Below are 19,767 nucleotides of genomic sequence, written 5' to 3' on the forward strand. Positions count from 1 at the left end.
GCACCTGATTACAAGGTACGCAGTTTTTCAACCGCTTCGGCAATCGCCTTCGGTTCAAACGTACGTGCGATTTTGCGTGTTGCCGGTACCAGCACACCCAAATCGCTATTCAAAATTTCATTCTTCACGGCCAGCAATTGCGACGGATGCATGGAGAATTCACGCAAGCCCATGCCCAACAGCAAGCGCGTCATACTGATATCGCCCGCCATCTCACCGCAGACAGAAAGCGGCACACCGGCTTTGGCTGCAATCGCAATCGTAGTCGACAGCAAGTACAGCACAGCAGGATGCAGAGGGTTGTACAAGTGCGCAACTTCGTGATCGACGCGATCAATGGCCAGCGTGTATTGAATCAAATCGTTCGTACCTATCGACAGAAAATCCATGCGCTTGATGAAGAGCGGCAGCGTCAAGGCAGCTGCAGGAATTTCTATCATTGCGCCTACCGGCATCTCTGGATCGAACTTGATTTTCTCTGCGCGTAACTGCGTCTTCGCCTGCTCTATCATCAGCAAGGTTTGATCGATCTCGAACGCATGTGCCAGCATAGGCACCAGCATTTTGACCGGGCCAAATGCGGATGCACGCAAGATCGCACGCAATTGCGTCAGGAACATTTGTGGTTCGGACAGGCAAAAACGAATCGCACGCAAACCCAGCGCTGGATTGAGTGCTGTCTGCTCGGCAAAGTCCAAAGGTTTATCGGCACCGATATCCAGTGTACGTATCGTGACCGGACGTCCCTTCATTGCAATCACGGCACGCTTGTAAGATGCAAATTGCTCATCTTCCGATGGCAATTGATTCGCGTGTCCGGTGCGCCCCATAAACAGGAATTCGGAACGGAACAAACCAACGCCATGCGCGCCAGCATCCATTGCATGGCCGCAATCGTCCGGGAATTCGATATTTGCCAACAAGGTAATCGGCGTGCCGTCGATGGTCAGCGATGGTGTTTTCTTCAGCTTGCCGAGCTTCTTGCGATCACGTATCTGGCGCGCCTGCTTCTCACGATATTGATCAAGTACGACCGATGTCGGGTCCACCACCACCACACCGGCATCGCCGTCGATGATGATCCAGTCACCTTGCACTATCAGTGCCGAAGCATTGGAGACACCAACCGTAGCCGGAATATCCAGGCTACGTGCAACGATGGCGGTATGCGAGTTCTGCCCGCCGACGTCGGTAATGAATCCATTAAACGCGCGGTTACGAAACTGCAGCATGTCTGCCGGTGAAATATCGTGCGCCACGACGATCATGCTGGCACTACCTTCGCTGCCATCGGCCTTCGGCAACAAATTGGCACTACCGGTCAATACTTTCAGCACACGTTCGCCGACTTGCTGAATGTCAGCTCTGCGTTCGCGCAAATAGGTATCTTCGATTTCTTCGAACTGCGCAGACAATTCTTCAATCTGCGTAACCAATGCCCACTCAGCGTTGTAATAACGCGAGCGAATAATGTCCAAAGGCATTTCGGAAATCATTGGATCGGAGAGGATCAAAGCGTGCACGTCGATGAATGCGCCCAGCTCTGCTGGTGCATCTTTCGGTAGCTCGTTCCAGATGTTTTGTAATTCGGCATGCACGGTGGCAATTGCCGATTGCAGTCGCGCTACTTCAGCTTCAACTTGGTCGTCGGCCACCAGATAATGCTGCACATCGAGTGCAGCTGGCGCAAGAATATGCGCGCGGCCAATTGCGATGCCGCGCGATACTGGAATGCCGTGTAGCGTAAAAGAAGTCATCGGGATCGGTCCGAATCAGTAGGGCCTGAAGACAATACGAAAATGAAGCCTGCAGATGCAAGCAAGGCGCTTGCCACGTCTACTGGCTTACTCGCCTTCACCGAATTTATTTTGTATCAGCAGTTCGAGCGCATCGAAGCACTCTTTCTCGTCCGGTCCGTCAGTCTCCAGTGTGACCTTGGCGCCCTTGCCGGCTGCCAGCATCATGACTCCCATGATGGACTTGGCGTTGACTCGACGCTTATTGCGCGTCATCCAGACTTCGCTTTTGTACTTGGCGGCTAATTGCGTCAGTTTGGCCGATGCGCGTGCATGCAGACCGAGTTTGTTGATAATTTCAATTTCTTGTTCAATCATTTTTCTTATAGATTTGAATTCAAATTAATTAGGCGAAAGCCGCACACGGTTGTCTACCCTCACCGCGCCGCCCTGACCACCCGCCAGTGCCATTTCCACTACTACATCCAGCGTATCTTGCCGATACGTAATTGCGCGCAACAACATCGGCAAACTGATACCGGCAATGACCGCCACATTCGGTACATTGCACAAGCCCAATGTACAGTTCGATGGTGTCCCGCCCATGACATCGGTAATCACCAGCACGCCGGCACCGTCGTCGAGACCAACGATGGCCTTCTTGGCGAGTTGCTCAACTTCACGCGTGTCCTGATCTGCGTTGACGTCGACCGCATCCAGCCGTTCCGGGCGTGTGCGGAACACATGGGTTGCCGCCGAGATAAAGGCTTGCCCCAAAGGTGCGTGCGTCAATAACAGGATACCGACCATCTATTTAATTAATCCAAACGTTTTTTCACGACAGAATTGCCGGCAAAATCCGGCAAGTCCCATCAAATACTTAGGAATTCCATGTTTCAGCGTGCTTTTCCAGCGCATCGATGAACATTGCAGCGACATCGAAGCCGGTTTGCTGTTTAATTTCCTGGAAGCAAGTTGGGCTGGTTACATTTAATTCAGTCATGTAATTACCAATTGCGTCCAATCCTACCAGTAACAAGCCTCTTTTTAACAAAAGTGGCGCCAAAGCCTCACCGATTTCACGGTCACGTGCCGATATTTCGCGCGCCACACCAATTCCGCCTACTGCCAGATTACCGCGGATTTCCGACCCTTGCGGAATACGCGCCAGGCAGTAAGGCACAACTTGTCCACCTATCAACAAAATGCGTTTATCGCCTTCGGTAATCTCTGGAATATAACGCTGCACCATAATGGTCCGATGACCGTTATCCGACAACGTTTCGATGATGGAACCCAGGTTCAACGCATCGTCCTTGACGCGGAAGATACCAGCACCGCCCATGCCGTCCAGCGGCTTGAGGATGATATCGCGATGTTCTTGATGGAAAGCGCGCACGCGAGCGGCATCGCTAGTGACCAGCGTAGGCGCGATGTATTGCGGGAATTGTGCAATCGCAAGCTTTTCATTGAAGCTGCGTACCGCCTCCGGCTTGTTGAAGATGCGTGCGCCTTGTTGCTGCGCCAACTCCAACAAATAGGTCGCGTAGATGTATTCCATATTGAAGGGCGGATCGGTGCGTTCCAGTACTGCATCGAAGGCCGTCAATTCCTGTGCCACTGGCGCGTCCTGACGATACCAGTCATCCTGCTCGCCGCCAGTCAACGTTACGCGTGACACATTCGCGATGACCTTGCCGCCTTCGAAGGCCATATCTTTGTGTTGAAACACATGGATGGTATGACCGCGGCGTGCCGCTTCGGTCATCATCGCGTACGTCGTGTCCTTGTAAATCTTGAAACCATCCAGCGGATCGGCAACAAAAGCTAATTTCATTCAATACATCCTGAGAAGCGCGCTGCCCGACTGAATCTGGGCAAGCATGTTATTGGTGGGCATATTTGCAAACCACTCAATTGTGACACCAAGTCGATTTTTTCACCGAGGAAGTAAATTCGCCACCGGTTAGGGTGGCGAATTTAGCATTAATACACTTCCGGATTAGGATCGGTTTTTTCCATTTCCAGTGACGCTGCCAGCAAGGCCAGTCGTGCAACAACACCGTACATATAGAAGCGATTTGGCGCCGCAGTACCAGGTTTGGCTTGGTAATCCGGCAATGCGTGTTGGTGTGCAAATGCCAGCGGCACGTAATGTGCGCCCGGCGCATTCAGATTTTCATCATTGCCGCGCTCTGCATGCACACGGTAGAAGCCGCCAACCACGTAGCGATCTATCATGTAGACCACAGGCTCCGCGACCGATTCATTGATGTGCTCAAAAGTCGGTACGCCTTCCTGAATAATCACGTCTGTGACTTCCAGACCATCTTTGACGACCGACATCTTGTTACGCTGCTTGCGGTTCAGATCCTTGACTTCACTCGCATCGTGCACGGTCATGATGCCCATGCCGTAAGTGCCGGCATCGGCCTTGATGATCACGAACGGTTTTTCCTTGATGCCGTATTCCTTGTACTTCTTGCGCATCTTCGCCAGCAGGGTATCGACATTTGAGGCCAGGCAATCTTCGCCTGTGTGCTCGTTGAAATTGACGTTCTCGCATTTCATGAAATACGGATTCAGCATCCATGGGTCAACGTCGATTAACTTGGCAAATTTCTTGACCACTTCATCGTAGGCGGAGAAGTGATTGGTCTTACGTCGCACAGCCCAGCCAGCGTGCAAAGGCGGCAACAGATTTTGCTCGTTCACGTTTTCCAGTATCGACGGCAGGCCGGACGATAAATCGTTATTCAGCAGAATGGTGCACGGATCAAAGTTCTTCAAACCGACGCGGCGACCGTTGTGCGAGCGCTCCAGCGGCTCCAGCGTCAAGGTCGTGCCATCCGGCAGCTCAATCGGCGTCGGTCCGGTCACATCTGGAGACAAAGAGCCGAGACGTACATTCAAACCGGTTTGACGGAAGATCTGCATCAAGCGGGCGACGTTCTGCAGATAAAAGGTATTGCGCGTATGCCCTTCAGGAACCAGCAATAAATTCTTGGCGTCTGGACAATATTTTTCAATCGCAGCCATCGCTGCCTGCACCGCCAGTGGCAACATTTCTGGCGAAAGGTTGTTAAAACCACCAGGGAAAAGATTGGTATCGACTGGCGCCAGCTTGAAACCGGCATTACGCAAATCGACCGAGCAATAAAAGGGCGGCGTATGTTCCTGCCATTCCAGCCGGAACCAGCGCTCGATGGCTGGCGTAGCGCTCAGGATTTTTTTCTCAAGGTCGAGCAGCGGACCATTCAAGGCCGTGACGAGATGCGGAACCATATAAACCTTATGTTCTGAAACTATCGTTAATTGAAGCTGATTCTAACGGGAAATACCGCTTGCGTCGTCCGCATTGCAATCGGATTTACTCAATTTGGCATACGTAGATTAGGGCTGAAAAGCTTTTTTAAAGCCCCAAATGAAAAAAGCGCCTCCGAAGAGGCGCTTTGCAAATCCCACTTGCGCGGGGAGAGGAACAAATCAGGAGTGATACGCTGTTTCACCGTGGCTGGTGATATCCAGGCCTTCGCGTTCTGCTTCATCAGAGACACGCAGACCGATAACCAGATCAACCAGTTTGAAGATGATGAAGGCAACAACTGCAGTCCACACGATGGTGATCGCTACAGCTTTGAATTGCACCATCACTTGATGAGCGATCGAGAAGTCTGCTGCACCGGTACCACCGAATGATGGCGAAGCCAATACACCGGTCAGAAGTGCACCGAAGATACCGCCAACACCGTGAACGCCGAACACGTCAAACGCATCATCTGCACCCAACAAGCGTTTCAGACCAGTTACACCCCACAAGCAGATCACACCGACGAGCAAGCCGAGGATGATGGAGCCCATAGGACCGACGAAACCGGCAGCTGGCGTGATGCCAACCAGACCAGCAACCGCACCCGAAGCAGCGCCCAACATCGAAGCTTTACCTTTGAGCATGGATTCAGCAGTGATCCATGACAGAGTCGCAGCGCCAGTTGCCAGAATCGTGTTGATGAATGCCAGACCAGCAATCGGATTTGCACCCAGAGCGGAACCAGCATTGAAACCAAACCAGCCCACCCACAGCAACGATGCACCAACCATCGTCAATGTCAGCGAATGCGGAGGCATTGCTTCTTTACCGAAACCGATACGTTTGCCAACCATGTAAGCGCCAACCAAACCAGCAACACCTGCATTGATGTGAACAACGGTACCGCCAGCGAAGTCGAGTGCACCATCAGCAAACAACAGACCGGTAGGAGCCCACACCATGTGTGCAACCGGGATGTAGCTGAATGTGAACCACAGCACGCTGAAAGCCAGCACTGCAGCAAACTTCATACGCTCGGCGAAAGCACCAACGATCAGTGCACAAGTAATCGCAGCGAAAGTCGATTGGAACGCAACGAACACATATTCAGGAATGGTCCCCGACAGCGTTTCCGGCTTGATGCCATTCAAGAAGAGCTTGCCGAAGGTACCAACGAAGGAACCACCGTCAGCAAACACCAGGCTGTAGCCATACAAGCACCAGAGGATGGTGATCGTCGAGAAAATCACGAAGACCTGCATCAACACGGACAACATGTTTTTCGAGCGACCCAAGCCGCCGTAGAACAAGGCGAGACCAGGGATCGTCATCAAGATAACCAGCATCGTTGATGTCAACATCCAGGAAGTATCACCAGTGTTCAATACTGCTTCCGGCGCGGCCGGTGCAGCAGGTGCCGCTGCGGCTGGCGCTGCTGCAGGAGCTTCTACGACTGCTTTTTCTGTAACAACGACCACTGCTTCAGCAGCCGGCGCTGCTGCAGGTGCAGCATCTTCAGCAATCGCTGGTGCGGCAAATCCAACCGCCAGTAACAAAGCACCAGTTGCAAGGGCACTTGTGAACATTTTCTTCATACTCATCTCATTCCCCTTAAAGTGCTTCTTTACCGGTTTCGCCGGTGCGGATGCGGACGACTTGTTGCAAGTCATAGACGAAAATTTTGCCGTCGCCTATTTTGCCGGTTCTTGCCGCAGTTTCGATTGCTTCGATGGCACGATCAACGATCGCATCATCGACAGCAGCTTCGATTTTTGTCTTAGGCAGAAAGTCGACCACATACTCAGCACCACGATACAGCTCTGTATGGCCTTTTTGGCGACCGAAGCCTTTGACTTCAGTTACGGTAATGCCTTGCACACCGATCGCAGACAAGGCTTCGCGCACTTCATCCAGCTTGAAGGGCTTGATAATGGCGGTAATCAGTTTCATTGGAACCTCTTACGTTATTTTTAAATTAGAAAGCTTTGGAGATCGACAATACACCGGTTGTGCCAGCGGTCTTTTTCACTTTGCCGCTTGCATTAGCAAGTGGAAGGTCGCCATCAATATCAGTACCAACGACGGCTAAGCCAATGGTCGCAAAGCCGAAATCACGAGCGATGGAAACTTTGTAGTCTGTATAGTCCGACGCACTGTTATGACGTACTTTTTGGTGACCAACGTGGAAACCCAATGTGGTTTTATCAGCGACTTCAAATGCTGCATTCAATTCAACATAGCCCGAACCTTTTGTATCAGGAGCGCCGAAGAAATCGGAAACTGTGCTGCTATATTTCAAAGTGAACCATTTGTAGGTACCGGCAGCATACAGCTCTGTCGTATTGTATTTTTTACCAGAAGCAGTGCTTAACGCGCCTGGGTAGTAGTAGTACAGAACACCGACATCACCAGTCAAATCAGGCGCGATGTCAAATTTGTAGCCACCGTAGAAGTCCATCTCAATAGAGCCGCCGTTAATTGCTGTATCGTGGACGTTCGAGTTCCAGTTACCGACATAGAAACCGCTAGAATGAGCGTAGTCGAAACCACCTTGAGCAGCTGGTTGTTTAAAGGTTTGCGAAATGCCGCGGAAACGATAGTCGCTTACTACAGAAAAATTACCAGTGAACGAATGTTCTGGTGTAGCTTCTTGAGCGTGTGCCACGCCACCAGCGAATGCACCCATCACAGCAACCGCAATAATCAGTTTTTTCATGATCTTCCCTTTAAAGTTGAATGTAGAAACCAAACGTTGGTTATCTTCGATTCCTATTTAGCAGGACTCATGCCAGCCTTTTTTAGACTAGATGTATTATCATTTTTACCATTTACAGTTATCGGATCGTATATTTCTTGTTTGCATATGCCCCGATACGCACTTTTATAGCACGCACAAATCTCAATTGCACCTTTATGGTGCTAAATAACCACTTTATTTCGAGGATATGATGGAAAAGCCAAATTTCTTTACTGATATGCAAGACAAGATCAATCAGGCTCTGGAAAACTCACCAGCCAAGGACATTGAAAAAAATGTAAAGGCGATGATGAGCCAGGGATTTTCCAAACTGGATCTGGTAACGCGGGAAGAATTCGACGTGCAGGCGCAAGTATTGGCCAACACTCGTGCCAAGCTTGAAACACTGGAAGCCCAAGTCGCAGCTCTGGAAGCGCAGTTGAAGAAATAAAGGCGCACCCAGCCTGTATTTATATGCGTCACACACGATATGACTGACAGCGTGCTCAGTTCTATCGAGCGCGACGGCCGTATCGTTTCAGCACATGAGAATAAAAGGGGCTAGCCATGCGTATGAGCGACGAAGAATATTTCCGCAGTTGCGTCGCCAAGGAGCGGCACTTGGCGCAACTGCTGGGTCATCACAATGTAGAAGAGTTTTACGAGAGTGCAGGCTCGCTCTGGGAAAATACCAAGCTTTTGCCCAAATGGACCCGTGACTGGCAAGCCTGCGGACCATTGATAGCCGAATACGAACTGATCATCAGCTACGATCAAGGAACAACTGATCCAAACGGCAAAGCTGTCCACATTGGCACAACCGTCGTGCATTTTTCCGATCATCCAAGTAAATGCCAGGCCATCAGATTCGCCATCGTGAAGGCGGTGATCACGCAGCTGGAACACACCAAGCATTGCAAACACTGAAAGCAACAAGCCCACAACAAAAACAATCCGAAAAGGAAGGTAATGAGCTTAGCCGTTTTGAGAAGTCGCGCACTGACTGGTATGCAAGCACCGGAAGTCACCGTCGAAGTACATCTGGCCAATGGATTACCCAGCTTTACAATAGTTGGCCTGCCTGAAACCGAAGTGAAGGAATCCAAGGATCGCGTGCGTGCTGCCTTGCAGAATGCCGGCTTTGAATTTCCTGCACGTCGCATCACCGTCAATCTGGCACCAGCTGATCTACCCAAGGAATCGGGACGCTTTGATTTACCGATTGCGCTCGGCATACTCGCCGCCTCCGGCCAAATGCCGGCCGACACCTTGGATCAATACGAATTTGCTGGTGAACTCTCCTTGTCCGGAGAATTGCGTCCGATACGCGGCGCGCTTGCGATGACTTTTGCGATGCACCGTTCTGGTGATAAAAGCGGCCAACAGCGTGCATTCATCTTGCCGCGCATGAATGCCGACGAAGCGGCCTTGGTCAACGATGTCACGATACTTCCAGCCGATTCGCTCTTGCAGGTGTGCGCACACTTCGCCGCTCTTGACCCGGATGCGCGGCTGACGCGCCATATCGCCGCACCAATCAGCATCCGCCCCAGCTACCCGGATCTGGCTGAAGTAAAAGGGCAGATACAGGCAAAACGCGCATTGGAAGTTGCGGCCGCTGGCGGCCATAGTCTACTAATGGTTGGTCCTCCAGGCACAGGCAAGTCCATGCTCGCTGCACGTTTTGCCGGCATTCTGCCGCCGATGACGGATGATGAAGCACTGGAATCCGCTGCCGTGCAATCACTGACCAGCGGCTTCAGTAGTGCACGCTGGAAAGTCCGGCCTTATCGTGCGCCGCATCACACTGCATCCGGTGTGGCATTGGTTGGCGGCGGCGGCACACCACGGCCGGGAGAAATTTCACTCGCACATCGCGGCGTGCTTTTCCTCGATGAGCTGCCTGAATTCAGTCGTACAGTACTGGAAGTATTACGCGAACCGCTGGAGTCAGGACAAATCACAATTTCACGCGCAGCGCGACAGGCGGACTTCCCCGCGCAATTCCAATTGATCGCAGCAATGAATCCCTGCCCATGCGGATACCTGGGACATCCATCCAATAAATGCCGCTGCACGCCTGACGTCATCACACGCTACCAAGGAAAAATCTCCGGCCCTTTGCTCGATCGCATTGATATGCAGATTCAAGTCGGCGCACTGCCACATGAAGACTTGCTCAAGCAATCCAATGGCGAGCCTTCCGCCGATATCGCGCAACGCGTGGCACACGCCTCATCTCGGCAAAGCACGCGCCAAGGCAAAAACAATAATTTATTGTCCAGCAGCGAGATAGAACATCATTGCAAACCCGATGACGCTGGCGAACAACTGCTACGCACCGCAATGACGCGTCTTAACTGGTCGGCGCGTGCTTATCATCGCGTGTTAAAGGTCGCGCGCACCATCGCCGATCTGGCCGATGCGCCAGTGATCGGTCATTCACATGTGGCAGAAGCCATTCAATATAGACGCGCCTTGCGTGAGCAGTGAGCGGAGCATTAGCAAGAACATCCACAGCAGCATTGCGAATAGGCAACACTGACATGTCACTGGCATGGGAATTGCTAACTCAAGGATATAGAACAAGTAACAAAGAATGTCCTTTATCAGGATACCTTCGTTCCAACAAGTTTGCGTGATGACGTTGCCGGTCGATATTCTTCCCTTTTATCGATCGGCAATCGAGCGCTTTATGTTTTGCTTTTTAAAGTAAGAGATACGTCACGCACTCAGCGCGCTTCGACAATTTCCGGCTCACCGTTTGGATAAGGATGCAGGCAATACTCTTTGCCCGTCTTGCCTTTCATGTGTGGCTGTGGCCAAGTACCGCGAATACGGTACAGAATATTTGCTGAGAAAAGCACAGGACCTTCAACAATCCTCGGATTTTTCAAACCGCTTTTTTGCAGACAAGCTTTAGCTGTTGCGCTGTACAACTCATCCCACGCCGCAGGTGATGAGGCGATTGCTGGTGCTGTGATTGCAGCAAGAATACCGAGTAGAAAAATATGACGCATGTCTCTTACTCCTCAAGTCATCCAACGTAGGAAAGATTATTCCTCGACCGGAACAATCGTCGTCTCATATAACTTGGCCAAAGGTTTTTTCGCCTTGGCCCATGCGACTGCTTGCTGCGCTTCTGCCAAGGTCATGACCGATGCCTTATCCCGACTGCGGATAAAGGAGACTCCTTCAAAGACGCCTTCTTTGCTTTTCATTGCTTTCGCATAAACCGGCAAATCTTTTTCCTGCGGCTCTGTTCTGCGTTGCTGAACGATGTAACGTTGATCAATGTTAGTCATAATAATTTTTACACAATATTGAAGATAAATTGCGCCATCAGCGCACGTGCTCTGCATCAAAAGCCAGCATATTCCACGTCACGCCCATACGCACATCGGATTTCAGTTCGACCAATTGCCGTGAGAGATAAAGCTGATCTTTATCCTTGCGCAATTTTTCGCCCAATGTGTCTTTCAGAATACCGGCACCTGCCATGATGCGCTCGATATTGCCGTAACTCTGCAACAGCTTGGCGGCCGTCTTCACACCCACTTTGGAAACGCCGGGAATACTGTCCGAGACATCGCCCATCAACGCCAGCAAATCGCCCAGCATCTCGGGTGGCACACCGAATTTACTTTCCACCCATTTGCTATCGTGCCATTCGCCTTTGAAGTGATCCCAGACAATTGCACCTTGTGCGATCAAGGTATGCAGATCCTTGTCTGTCGATGCAATGATGGCTTCGCCACGCCCTTCAGCCAGCCAACGCAACACACCGGTTGCAATCACATCATCAGCCTCCACTTCCGGCACGGACACAACATGCAATCCCAATTCGGATAACTGCGCATAAAAATCGGGGAGACGCTCTTTCAGTACAGATGGCATGGCTTCACGATTTTCGCGATAGCGCGCATACAGATCGTGCCGCCACGTATGGCCGCCGAAATCGAAGGCAGGTAATACATGCGTAGGCTGATGCGTCGCCAATAATTTTCTGAACGATGCGAGGGAATGGCGCAAGGCGGCATCCGCTTTGGTGGATGTATCCGGCTCGACATTGGCTTCATACACACGCCGCACAATGTTAAGGCCGTCAATCGCGAGCAGTTTTCCCATGAAATGGAGCCTTATTCAAACGACAGCGCAAAGGAACTCTTCGCGCCGAATAAAGATAGGCATTCTACAAGCGTTTAGAACGCCGAAATTGCATATGAATTATGCATATAGCAACAAAATGGCAATCTCTTGTCGCATATTTGCGATAGTCACCAACAATCGCAATGTTTCCACATGGCAATTTTTAACATTTAAGTCATAATGGCGACCGATTCATTGCTAGTGCGCCTCTGCTTCTGCACATCAGCAAACACGCCTGCCCGCCTCTCAGCATGACGGTCGAATACTTCGACAAGATGCCATGTACGTTCCGCAGCATATCCATTTCACCTGCCGTACCTTGGAAACACCATGAAAATCACAAATCTTAAAATCAGTACCCGGCTCAGTCTCGGCTTCGCTTTACTGCTCACCTTGATGATCGTAATGACAGTCGTTGGCATCTTGCGCTTGCAAGAAGTCGGCAATGCCACCAATGTCGTCGCCGATGAAATGCTGCCCAAGGAACGCTTGGCACAAGAATGGTTAAACGCAGTTGCGCTCAACAGCGTACGCACTTTTTCCGCGGCTAAAGCAACAGATGCTGCAGACGAAAAACTCTTTCAAGATCAGATGGCGACACAAAGCGCGCGCGTCAATGACATACAAAAAATAGTGGAAGGCTTGATCAAAACGCCGGAAGACAAGCGCCTGTTCGAACAAGTTCTCAGCGCACGTGCCGTCTATCGGGATAGCCGCCAAGAAGTCTTCAAGGCAAAAAAAGAAGGTCGTATGGCGGACGTTAATCAGGTCACGACAGACATCATGTTGCCTGCGATGAGCGCCTATACCAAATCGATAGAAGCCATCCTCAATAACGAAAAACGCCTGATCGATGAGGCCGGCACATCAATCAATGCAGCATTTATCTCTGGTCGCAGCTTGCTGATAGGCTTGTTACTAGCCGCTGTCGCACTCGGCGTCTTCTTCGCATGGCGTCTGGCTGTCAGTATCACGCGACCGTTGAATCACGCTGTCGATGTCGCACGCACTGTTGCGGCCGGTGATCTGTCGGTGAAGATCGATGTGGAATCAAATGATGAAACAGGTCAATTGATGCAAGCCTTGAAAGACATGACACGCAGTCTGCACAAAACCGTATCAGAAGTTCGCAACGGCACAGAAACCATCGCCACGGCATCACGTCAGATTGCGTCCGGCAATCTGGATTTATCGTCACGCACGGAAGAACAGGCCAGCTCACTCGGAGAAACTGCTGCGTCCATGGGCCAGCTGACATCGACCGTCAAACAGAATGCAGACAATGCGCGTCAAGCCAACAGCCTGGCAGGCTCCGCCTCCGATGTCGCAGTCAAAGGCGGCTCCGTTGTATTGGAAGTCGTGCACACGATGGAATCGATCAATGAATCGGCACACAAGATCGTCGACATCATCAGTGTCATTGATGGCATCGCTTTCCAAACCAATATTCTCGCGCTGAACGCAGCCGTCGAAGCAGCCCGCGCTGGCGAACAAGGTCGCGGTTTTGCCGTCGTTGCGACCGAAGTGCGCAATCTGGCACAACGCTCTGCCGCTGCCGCCAAAGAAATCAAAACACTGATCGGCGACTCTGTCAGCAAAGTCGAAGCTGGCAGCAAGCTAGTGAACGAAGCTGGCAGCACGATGAATGAAATCGTCGACAGCGTGAAGCGCGTGACGGACATCATGGCGGAAATCATGGCCGCCAGCCAGGAACAAAGTTCAGGCATCGATCAAATCAATCAAGCGATCGGACAGATGGATCAAGTCACACAACAAAATGCCGCATTGGTTGAAGAAGCTGCTGCCGCCGCCGAATCGTTGCAGGACCAAGCCAGCAATCTGGCACAGGTCGTCAGCCGATTCAAACTAGATGGCAACCAGCTCGCATTGTCCGACGCGTTTGAAAGAGCACCGCGCGTGCACACTGCAAGACCAGCCATACGTGCACAAGCTGCAAAACCATTGCTGACCAACTCTGCAAAGAAAGATAAAGTTGCCGTCACTAGCGGTGGCGATGACTGGGAAGAATTTTAATTCTCAGTGAAGCAAACCCACATAAAAAAGACCAGCACATACGCTGGTCTTTTTTTATTCGCATCATTCACATCACGTGCAGAATAATCTTGCTTCACCTCCTCGCATCCAGACATTACATGGTGCGACATCACTGCGGTGTACCATACACGTCCGAACGCATTGCTCACATCTATTGCCATGAATTTTGCTGCAAGGTTTATCCTTAAAATCACAATCGTCACCGCTGCACTCATACTCGTGGCGTGTACACCCAAATACGATTGGCGCGAAGTGCGTAGCAGCGATGCACCTTACGTGGTCGCCTTGCCAAGCAAACCAACCACGCTCACTCGCAAGATCGACTTGAACGGCATACCAGTGTCGATGACGATGACGGCATCGTCCATCGATGGCGTAACCTTCGCGGTCGGTACCGCAGAGTTGCCTGATGCGATGCAAGCGCAAGTGTCACTCAACGCGATGAAAACCGCATTGGTCAACAATATCGGCGGCACCATCAAGCAAGAAAAAATGTCGACGATGGCACACGGCGCAGCAACAGGCCAACTCGCCGTCATGGAAGTGGAAGCAAACGGACCAGCCAGCGCTGCAACCAATGATCAGAAACGCGTATTGTTTGCACGCTTTGTCGCAAAAGATAAGCGCGTATATCAACTGGTGGTAACCGGCTCTGAAAAAGCCGTCACGCGCGAGCTGGTCGGCACATTTTTTTCATCTTTCAAACTGAATTGAAAACAGTGCCGCACGGCATGCAACTCTGCTAGAAGAGTTATTAAAATCGTGCTAATGTTTAATCGTCGTTCACTTCAAGGAGGCTGCTCATGTTAATCACGTTCAAATCCAAAGCTGCCGCCGAGGTATTGATGTACGAAGAACACGCAAAACGTATTCTCGATCTCCTACACAAAGACCATAAACGCGGTGTCATCACCGCAGCAGAAACAGCAAATGCCATTAAATTGCTGGAATCGGAAATCGTGGAAAGCAAAGCCCATTTCGCATCTGAAGCCGTGCAACGCGATGTTGTCGCTCATCACGGTGAAAATGGCGATGATAATGAACACGAGCAACCGCAAATCGTCCACTTCTCGTCCCGTGCCTACCCATTACTAGAAATGCTGCGCGCCGCGCATGCAGAAAACCGCGATGTAATGTGGGGCGTCTAATACTCACTGTTTTTGATTGAAATATTGCCACCCGTTTCCACGGCGGCAAGAGCAGGGCAGTTTCCATCTTGCAAACTGCCTTGTTCCACCTGTTTTGCCTCGTTTCATGCCCATTGCACAACAAGTCCAGCGCATTCAAGCCAGATAGGCTGGATTAACACCAACACGGCACGCTACCCGCAATATCCCAAACTTTTTGTAATTTATCTCGCCTTGATGCGCGCGCACCGGCTTGCGCCGCTACAATCACGTCATTGAAAATTCAAGAACTCATGCATGGCATCAGGCATCGGGTTCTGGCTGGAACACTCCGTGAGCGACATCATTACCGCACTCGGCACGCCTGGCTTTAACGAAAAACTAACGTGACAACCATTCATTTAAAGCCGGACTCGCTTTCCTTCAGCCTGCATGGCGCAGCGCAAGCTATCGCCGCTGTCGGCCGCGGCGTTGCATTACCGCAAGCGCTCGCGCAAATATTTGCGAAAACCGGCGCAACGCCACAAGCACGCGGCGCAATTCAAGATCTTTCTTATCATTGCATGCGCCACATCGGACGCGCCGAAGCCTTGCTCGATGCCATGACCACCAAGCAAACCGAACCGGCAATTTTGCACGGCTTGCTGTGCTGTGCACTGGCGTTGATTTCTGATCCGAATGAAACCGAGTCTGACGCACGTTACAGTGCATTTACGGTTGTCGATCAAGCTGTTACTGCCGCAGCCGCAGATCCTGACATGGCGCACGCAAAAGGCATGGTCAATGCCGTTCTGCGCCGCTTCCTGCGCGAACGTGATGCACTGCAAAAAAGCGTCGGTGGCACGCAAAAAGCGCGCTGGAATTATCCGGATTGGTGGATAGACCGCATGCGCTCGGCTTATCCGAAAGATTGGCAAGCCATACTCGAAGCTGGCAATGCAGCACCGCCGCTCACCTTGCGTGTCAATAAACGCAAAACAAACATAGCCGATTACCTTGCCACTTTGGCGCAGCAAGACATCGTTGCCACCAAAATTGGCCCTGATGCGATCAAGCTGGCGCAACCAACACCGGTGAATCAAATTCCCGGCTTCAGCAATGGTTTGGTCTCAGTACAAGATGCCGCGGCACAATTAGCCGCGTCATTGCTGGATGTGCGGGATGGCATGCGCGTACTGGATGCTTGCGCAGCGCCAGGCGGCAAAAGCGGTCACATCCTGGAAACTGCCGACGTCGAATTAGTCGCGCTGGACAACGACCCACGCCGCATGGCGCGTATCGAAGAGAATCTCACACGTCTTCAGTTGACCGCATCCTTGCAAACAGGTGACGCCAGCGATACCAGCTGGTGGGATGGCAAACCTTTCGATCGCATTTTGGCTGACGTTCCATGCACCGCTTCTGGCATCGTGCGACGTCATCCGGATATACGCTGGTTGCGTCGCAAAGCGGATACAACACAACTGGCGACAATTTCAGCCGAAATCCTAGACAACCTTTGGCAGATGCTAGGGCCGGATGGTAAATTGCTGTTTGTCACTTGTTCTCTGTGGCCGCAGGAGTCGGAAGCGCAAGCTGCAGCATTTGCTGTGCGGAATAATGCGATTCGTTTGCCTGCACCCGGTCAATTATTACCGACCGCAAATGCAGAGAATGATCATGATGGCTTGTTTTATGCACTGTTTCAGAAATCAGCATCCTGAGCTTTTAACGCAACCTACTTAACTTATCAGGCAGATTGATCTGCCTTCCCAAGACGCGTGAAACGAAAACTTTCTCTTTCTTTCTACTGGCTGTGCGCCATTGTGATGCTGGCGTTCTCGCTGCAACACACGGCTGCATACGCTGCTGAAAGTATAGAGATAGAACAAGCACGTCTGGAAGACAGCAGCGAAGGTTATCGTCTCTCTGCGACTTACTCCTTCGATCTGAGCCGCGGCCTGGAAGATGCGTTGATGCGCGGCATCCCACTCTACTTCACGACCGATATCGAAATTACCAAGCCACGCTGGTATTGGTTTGACGCCAAAGAAATCACCGAGAGTCAAACCATCCGGATTTCTTATAACGTCCTCACACGCCAATACCACGCTGCGATTAGTGGCCGTCTGCAACAAAGCTTTGCCACGCTGGATGATGCCTTGTCCATGGTGCGTCGCCCGAATCGCTGGGTAGTAGCAGACAGCAATGCTTTGAAAGTCGGGCAAACCTACGAAGTTGCGATCCGCATGCAACTCGACGTCGCCCAATTGCCCAAACCCTTCCAGGTACATGCGATGAACAGCAGCGACTGGCGCTTGTCATCGAGCTGGAAGCGCTTTACTTATACGGCAGAACGTCAGTGACCAGACTGCTTCGATATCTGCTCGTTGTCGGTGGGGCAGTTGTCAGTATCTTGTTGTTCCTGCTCGCATCAGCATCTGAAAATTCCAACCTGTTCGAACAGAATTACCCGTGGCTGCTGATACTCAATGCGGTCGTCGCAGCAGCTTTGCTGACTTTGGTCGTATTGCTGCTGGTGCGTCTGTTCAAGCGCTACAAACGCGGCAAGTTCGGCTCCAAGCTGATGATGCGCCTGGTATTTTTGTTTGCCATCATCGGCATTCTGCCCGGCGTCGTGATCTATACCGTCTCCGTGCAATTCGTTTCGCGCTCCATCGAATCATGGTTTGACGTGCGCGTCGAATCTGCACTGGAATCCGGCCTCAACCTTGGTCGTGCCGCGCTCGACTCCTCACTGAATGAGCTGCAAACGAAGGCGCGCAATATGGCGCTGGAATTATCCGATCTGTCGGATGCGATGCAGATCACGCAGCTATCGCGCATGCGTGATCAAAACCTGATGCAGGAAGCAGTCATCGTCACCAGCAACGGACAGATGATCGCCAGCTCAGGCTCGCAATTGAGTGCACTATTACCCGATCTACCCACTGCCGCCATGCTGCGTCAGGCACGTCTGACCCGCGCGTATGCGGTGATCGAAGGCAATAACGATTTTCAGGATGACATTCCATCCATCAAGAAACCTAAAACCAATACGCTGACGGCAACCAATGCCGCCGATAGTTTGCATCTGCGCGTTGTGGTCGAAATCCCCAACTCCAGCAAGGCGCTATCGCTGCAAACCGAATCGCGCTATCTGCAATTGTTGCAACCGGTACCGGCACAGCTTGCAGCGAATGCGGAAGCCTTGCGCGTGGCCTATAGCGAATATCAGGAACGTTATCTGGCACGTACCGGCTTGCGCAAGATTTATATTGTGACACTGACGCTGACCCTGCTGCTCGCCATTTTCGGTGCCATCGCCGGCGCATTCCTGATCGCCACTGACTTGGCAAAACCATTGCTGCTGCTGGCCGAAGGTACCAAGGCCGTCGCGGAAGGCAATCTGTCACCGCGTCCTATCATTGCCACCTCGGACGAACTCGGCACGCTGACGCAATCGTTTAACACGATGACGCGCCAGCTATTTGACGCACGCGCATCGGTTGAAAAAAATCGCTCAGAACTGGAAAATGCCAAAAGCTACCTAGAGTCGGTATTGGCCAATATGTCGGCCGGCGTGATGGTTTTGGATCGCAACTTCAAACTAGTTACTTGTAACGAATCAGTTGAGCGCATACTGCAGCATGATTTTGCCCAGCACATCGGCAAACCATTGAAAGAGATCGATGGACTCAGTGCCTTTGCGCAAGTGATCACGCAATCCTTCTCCGAACAAAGTGCACAATCGGCAGCCGGCCGCGCTGGAGCCGAAACCTTGCATTGGCAACACCAAATTGATGTCCCGCGCCGTATGGGCGGCCCGGAAATGGAAAACGATATTTCCTTGTTGGCGCGTGGTTCGCGTCTACCTGGTGCAAGAGAAGGTAGTTATGTCGTCGTGTTCGATGATATTTCCGACGTGATTTCTGCCCAGCGCTCGATAGCCTGGGGCGAAGTCGCCCGTCGTTTGGCGCACGAGATCAAGAATCCGTTAACGCCGATTCAGCTATCGGCCGAACGACTGCAGATGAAGCTGGAAGGCAAATTAAGCGGGCCGGATGCACAAGTCCTCGAGCGCAGCACGACCACCATCGTCAATCAGGTCTCTGCGATGAAGCGCATGGTCGATGACTTCCGCGATTACGCGAAGACGCCGCCGGCCGTTTTATCGTCGCTGGATTTGAATGCCTTGATTGAGGAAATCCTGCACCTTTACCTGGCCGGAGATGAGCGCGACATCATTCATGCTTCACTGGCACAAGACTTGCCAATGATCATGGGTGATCCGACCCAGTTGCGTCAGGTTATCCATAATTTGCTGCAAAATGCGCAAGATGCCGTAGCCGATCGTGGCGAACAGGAAGCTGCTCCGCGTATTGATATCATTACCGAGGAAATTCATTATCGGAGTTCAGATGGCGCCGTCAGTAACGCTGTACAGCTGACGATCACCGACAACGGTCCCGGCTTCACGCCGAAGATACTGGCGCATGCATTTGAACCCTATATCACCTCCAAACCACGCGGCACCGGCCTAGGATTGGCGATGGTAAAGAAAATTATCGAAGAGCACGGTGGGCGCATCGATATAAAGAACCGCAGTGATATGAACGGTGCGAAAGTGGCGATTTTGCTGTTAAAGTTATCTTCCGATGAAAGCTGAAATAA

Annotated in this window: 21 protein-coding genes; 9 read left to right on the forward strand and 12 right to left on the reverse strand. The window is 51.6% G+C overall.

Annotated elements, in window-relative coordinates; translation table 11 throughout:
* Positions 1–8: 8 nt before the first annotated feature.
* From ptsP to AC07N2_RS03030, 8 genes are all read right to left on the reverse strand, one after another.
* Positions 9–1,757 carry a phosphoenolpyruvate--protein phosphotransferase gene (gene ptsP, locus AC07N2_RS02995; RefSeq protein WP_494776939.1) on the reverse strand — a complete coding sequence of 583 codons (1,749 nt, stop codon included), beginning with the start codon at positions 1,755–1,757 and terminating at the stop codon, positions 9–11.
* Positions 1,758–1,844: 87 nt separating this feature from the next.
* Entirely contained in the window at positions 1,845–2,114 is a 270-nt protein-coding gene (locus AC07N2_RS03000) for an HPr family phosphocarrier protein (RefSeq protein WP_011979400.1), read from the reverse strand.
* A gap of 24 nt (positions 2,115–2,138) precedes the next feature.
* Positions 2,139–2,546 (reverse strand): PTS sugar transporter subunit IIA, encoded by a 408-nt coding sequence (locus AC07N2_RS03005; protein WP_076592596.1) that lies wholly within the window; start codon positions 2,544–2,546, stop codon positions 2,139–2,141.
* Between the two features lie 70 nt (positions 2,547–2,616).
* The gene (gshB, locus tag AC07N2_RS03010) at positions 2,617–3,573 is read right to left on the reverse strand and encodes a glutathione synthase (protein WP_494776940.1); all 957 of its coding nucleotides are present in this window, start codon (positions 3,571–3,573) and stop codon (positions 2,617–2,619) included.
* A gap of 149 nt (positions 3,574–3,722) precedes the next feature.
* Positions 3,723–5,021 carry a glutamate--cysteine ligase gene (gshA, locus tag AC07N2_RS03015; RefSeq protein ID WP_076592598.1) on the reverse strand — a complete coding sequence of 433 codons (1,299 nt, stop codon included), beginning with the start codon at positions 5,019–5,021 and terminating at the stop codon, positions 3,723–3,725.
* Positions 5,022–5,222: 201 nt separating this feature from the next.
* A complete protein-coding gene (locus tag AC07N2_RS03020) occupies positions 5,223–6,641 on the reverse strand; it encodes an ammonium transporter (RefSeq protein ID WP_494778101.1) in 1,419 nt (472 codons plus the stop codon).
* A gap of 16 nt (positions 6,642–6,657) precedes the next feature.
* Complete coding sequence (locus AC07N2_RS03025; protein WP_011869727.1) at positions 6,658–6,996, reverse strand: P-II family nitrogen regulator; 339 nt, start codon at positions 6,994–6,996, stop codon at positions 6,658–6,660.
* Between the two features lie 25 nt (positions 6,997–7,021).
* The gene (locus AC07N2_RS03030) at positions 7,022–7,762 is read right to left on the reverse strand and encodes a TorF family putative porin (protein WP_494776941.1); all 741 of its coding nucleotides are present in this window, start codon (positions 7,760–7,762) and stop codon (positions 7,022–7,024) included.
* 232 nt (positions 7,763–7,994) lie between these two features.
* Here AC07N2_RS03030 and AC07N2_RS03035 point away from each other — a divergent pair, with 232 nt between their 5' ends.
* The 3 genes from AC07N2_RS03035 to AC07N2_RS03045 all read left to right on the forward strand — a co-directional run bounded on the left by AC07N2_RS03035 (position 7,995) and on the right by AC07N2_RS03045 (position 10,276).
* Positions 7,995–8,234 (forward strand): accessory factor UbiK family protein, encoded by a 240-nt coding sequence (locus AC07N2_RS03035; RefSeq protein ID WP_494778102.1) that lies wholly within the window; start codon positions 7,995–7,997, stop codon positions 8,232–8,234.
* A gap of 116 nt (positions 8,235–8,350) precedes the next feature.
* Positions 8,351–8,710: an aminoacyl-tRNA synthetase gene (locus AC07N2_RS03040; RefSeq protein ID WP_494776942.1), complete on the forward strand. Its 360-nt coding sequence runs from the start codon at positions 8,351–8,353 to the stop codon at positions 8,708–8,710.
* 42 nt (positions 8,711–8,752) lie between these two features.
* A complete protein-coding gene (locus AC07N2_RS03045) occupies positions 8,753–10,276 on the forward strand; it encodes a YifB family Mg chelatase-like AAA ATPase (RefSeq protein WP_494776943.1) in 1,524 nt (507 codons plus the stop codon).
* 239 nt (positions 10,277–10,515) lie between these two features.
* Here AC07N2_RS03045 and AC07N2_RS03050 read toward each other — a convergent pair whose 3' ends face one another.
* Genes AC07N2_RS03050 through AC07N2_RS03060 form a run of 3 tightly spaced genes read right to left on the reverse strand, consistent with a single transcriptional unit; the run spans position 10,516 to position 11,911 of the window.
* Positions 10,516–10,803: a hypothetical protein gene (locus tag AC07N2_RS03050; RefSeq protein WP_494776944.1), complete on the reverse strand. Its 288-nt coding sequence runs from the start codon at positions 10,801–10,803 to the stop codon at positions 10,516–10,518.
* 36 nt (positions 10,804–10,839) lie between these two features.
* Positions 10,840–11,088 carry a hypothetical protein gene (locus AC07N2_RS03055; RefSeq protein WP_494776945.1) on the reverse strand — a complete coding sequence of 83 codons (249 nt, stop codon included), beginning with the start codon at positions 11,086–11,088 and terminating at the stop codon, positions 10,840–10,842.
* A 37-nt stretch (positions 11,089–11,125) separates the two neighbouring features.
* Positions 11,126–11,911: a 5'-3' exonuclease gene (locus AC07N2_RS03060; protein WP_494776946.1), complete on the reverse strand. Its 786-nt coding sequence runs from the start codon at positions 11,909–11,911 to the stop codon at positions 11,126–11,128.
* A 351-nt stretch (positions 11,912–12,262) separates the two neighbouring features.
* Between AC07N2_RS03060 and AC07N2_RS03065 the strand changes: the two genes are divergently transcribed.
* A complete protein-coding gene (locus tag AC07N2_RS03065; protein ID WP_494776947.1) occupies positions 12,263–13,966 on the forward strand; it encodes a methyl-accepting chemotaxis protein in 1,704 nt (567 codons plus the stop codon).
* On the opposite strand, the gene AC07N2_RS03070 is transcribed toward AC07N2_RS03065, so the two are convergent.
* Positions 13,963–14,202 (reverse strand): hypothetical protein, encoded by a 240-nt coding sequence (locus tag AC07N2_RS03070; protein WP_494776948.1) that lies wholly within the window; start codon positions 14,200–14,202, stop codon positions 13,963–13,965. The two genes, AC07N2_RS03065 and AC07N2_RS03070, sit on opposite strands and share 4 nt — an antisense overlap.
* A gap of 4 nt (positions 14,203–14,206) precedes the next feature.
* Here AC07N2_RS03070 and AC07N2_RS03075 point away from each other — a divergent pair, with 4 nt between their 5' ends.
* The 5 genes from AC07N2_RS03075 (at position 14,207) to AC07N2_RS03095 (ending at position 19,762) form a co-directional block, all read left to right on the forward strand.
* Entirely contained in the window at positions 14,207–14,701 is a 495-nt protein-coding gene (locus tag AC07N2_RS03075) for a hypothetical protein (protein ID WP_494776949.1), read from the forward strand.
* An 89-nt stretch (positions 14,702–14,790) separates the two neighbouring features.
* Positions 14,791–15,135, forward strand: coding sequence for a DUF1840 domain-containing protein (locus AC07N2_RS03080; RefSeq protein WP_076592614.1), 345 nt, complete (start codon positions 14,791–14,793; stop codon positions 15,133–15,135).
* A gap of 365 nt (positions 15,136–15,500) precedes the next feature.
* Positions 15,501–16,817, forward strand: a complete 1,317-nt coding sequence (rsmB, locus tag AC07N2_RS03085; protein ID WP_494776950.1) for a 16S rRNA (cytosine(967)-C(5))-methyltransferase RsmB — start codon at positions 15,501–15,503, stop codon at positions 16,815–16,817.
* A gap of 105 nt (positions 16,818–16,922) precedes the next feature.
* Positions 16,923–17,459 (forward strand): DUF4390 domain-containing protein, encoded by a 537-nt coding sequence (locus tag AC07N2_RS03090; protein ID WP_494778103.1) that lies wholly within the window; start codon positions 16,923–16,925, stop codon positions 17,457–17,459.
* Positions 17,456–19,762 (forward strand): sensor histidine kinase, encoded by a 2,307-nt coding sequence (locus AC07N2_RS03095; protein WP_494776951.1) that lies wholly within the window; start codon positions 17,456–17,458, stop codon positions 19,760–19,762. The genes AC07N2_RS03090 and AC07N2_RS03095 overlap by 4 nt, the downstream gene beginning before the upstream one ends.
* The last annotated feature ends 5 nt before the right edge of the window (positions 19,763–19,767 follow it).

The sequence above is a fragment of the Herminiimonas sp. GW821-FHT09C12 genome (assembly GCF_059416385.1).

Bases quoted from the DNA above. Each gene is read 5' to 3' on its own strand.
- AC07N2_RS03065 (WP_494776947.1), top strand. From the start codon at position 12,263: ATGAAAATCACAAATCTTAAAATCAGTACCCGGCTCAGTCTCGGCTTC.
- ptsP (WP_494776939.1), bottom strand. From the start codon at position 1,757: ATGACTTCTTTTACGCTACACGGCATTCCAGTATCGCGCGGCATCGCA.
- AC07N2_RS03050 (WP_494776944.1), bottom strand. From the start codon at position 10,803: ATGCGTCATATTTTTCTACTCGGTATTCTTGCTGCAATCACAGCACCA.
- AC07N2_RS03060 (WP_494776946.1), bottom strand. From the start codon at position 11,911: ATGGGAAAACTGCTCGCGATTGACGGCCTTAACATTGTGCGGCGTGTG.
- gshA (WP_076592598.1), bottom strand. From the start codon at position 5,021: ATGGTTCCGCATCTCGTCACGGCCTTGAATGGTCCGCTGCTCGACCTT.
- AC07N2_RS03090 (WP_494778103.1), top strand. From the start codon at position 16,923: ATGCTGGCGTTCTCGCTGCAACACACGGCTGCATACGCTGCTGAAAGT.
- AC07N2_RS03035 (WP_494778102.1), top strand. From the start codon at position 7,995: ATGGAAAAGCCAAATTTCTTTACTGATATGCAAGACAAGATCAATCAG.
- AC07N2_RS03080 (WP_076592614.1), top strand. From the start codon at position 14,791: ATGTTAATCACGTTCAAATCCAAAGCTGCCGCCGAGGTATTGATGTAC.
- AC07N2_RS03040 (WP_494776942.1), top strand. From the start codon at position 8,351: ATGCGTATGAGCGACGAAGAATATTTCCGCAGTTGCGTCGCCAAGGAG.
- AC07N2_RS03000 (WP_011979400.1), bottom strand. From the start codon at position 2,114: ATGATTGAACAAGAAATTGAAATTATCAACAAACTCGGTCTGCATGCA.
- AC07N2_RS03030 (WP_494776941.1), bottom strand. From the start codon at position 7,762: ATGAAAAAACTGATTATTGCGGTTGCTGTGATGGGTGCATTCGCTGGT.
- AC07N2_RS03055 (WP_494776945.1), bottom strand. From the start codon at position 11,088: ATGACTAACATTGATCAACGTTACATCGTTCAGCAACGCAGAACAGAG.
- AC07N2_RS03005 (WP_076592596.1), bottom strand. From the start codon at position 2,546: ATGGTCGGTATCCTGTTATTGACGCACGCACCTTTGGGGCAAGCCTTT.
- AC07N2_RS03025 (WP_011869727.1), bottom strand. From the start codon at position 6,996: ATGAAACTGATTACCGCCATTATCAAGCCCTTCAAGCTGGATGAAGTG.
- AC07N2_RS03045 (WP_494776943.1), top strand. From the start codon at position 8,753: ATGAGCTTAGCCGTTTTGAGAAGTCGCGCACTGACTGGTATGCAAGCA.
- gshB (WP_494776940.1), bottom strand. From the start codon at position 3,573: ATGAAATTAGCTTTTGTTGCCGATCCGCTGGATGGTTTCAAGATTTAC.
- AC07N2_RS03020 (WP_494778101.1), bottom strand. From the start codon at position 6,641: ATGAAGAAAATGTTCACAAGTGCCCTTGCAACTGGTGCTTTGTTACTG.
- AC07N2_RS03070 (WP_494776948.1), bottom strand. From the start codon at position 14,202: ATGAGTGCAGCGGTGACGATTGTGATTTTAAGGATAAACCTTGCAGCA.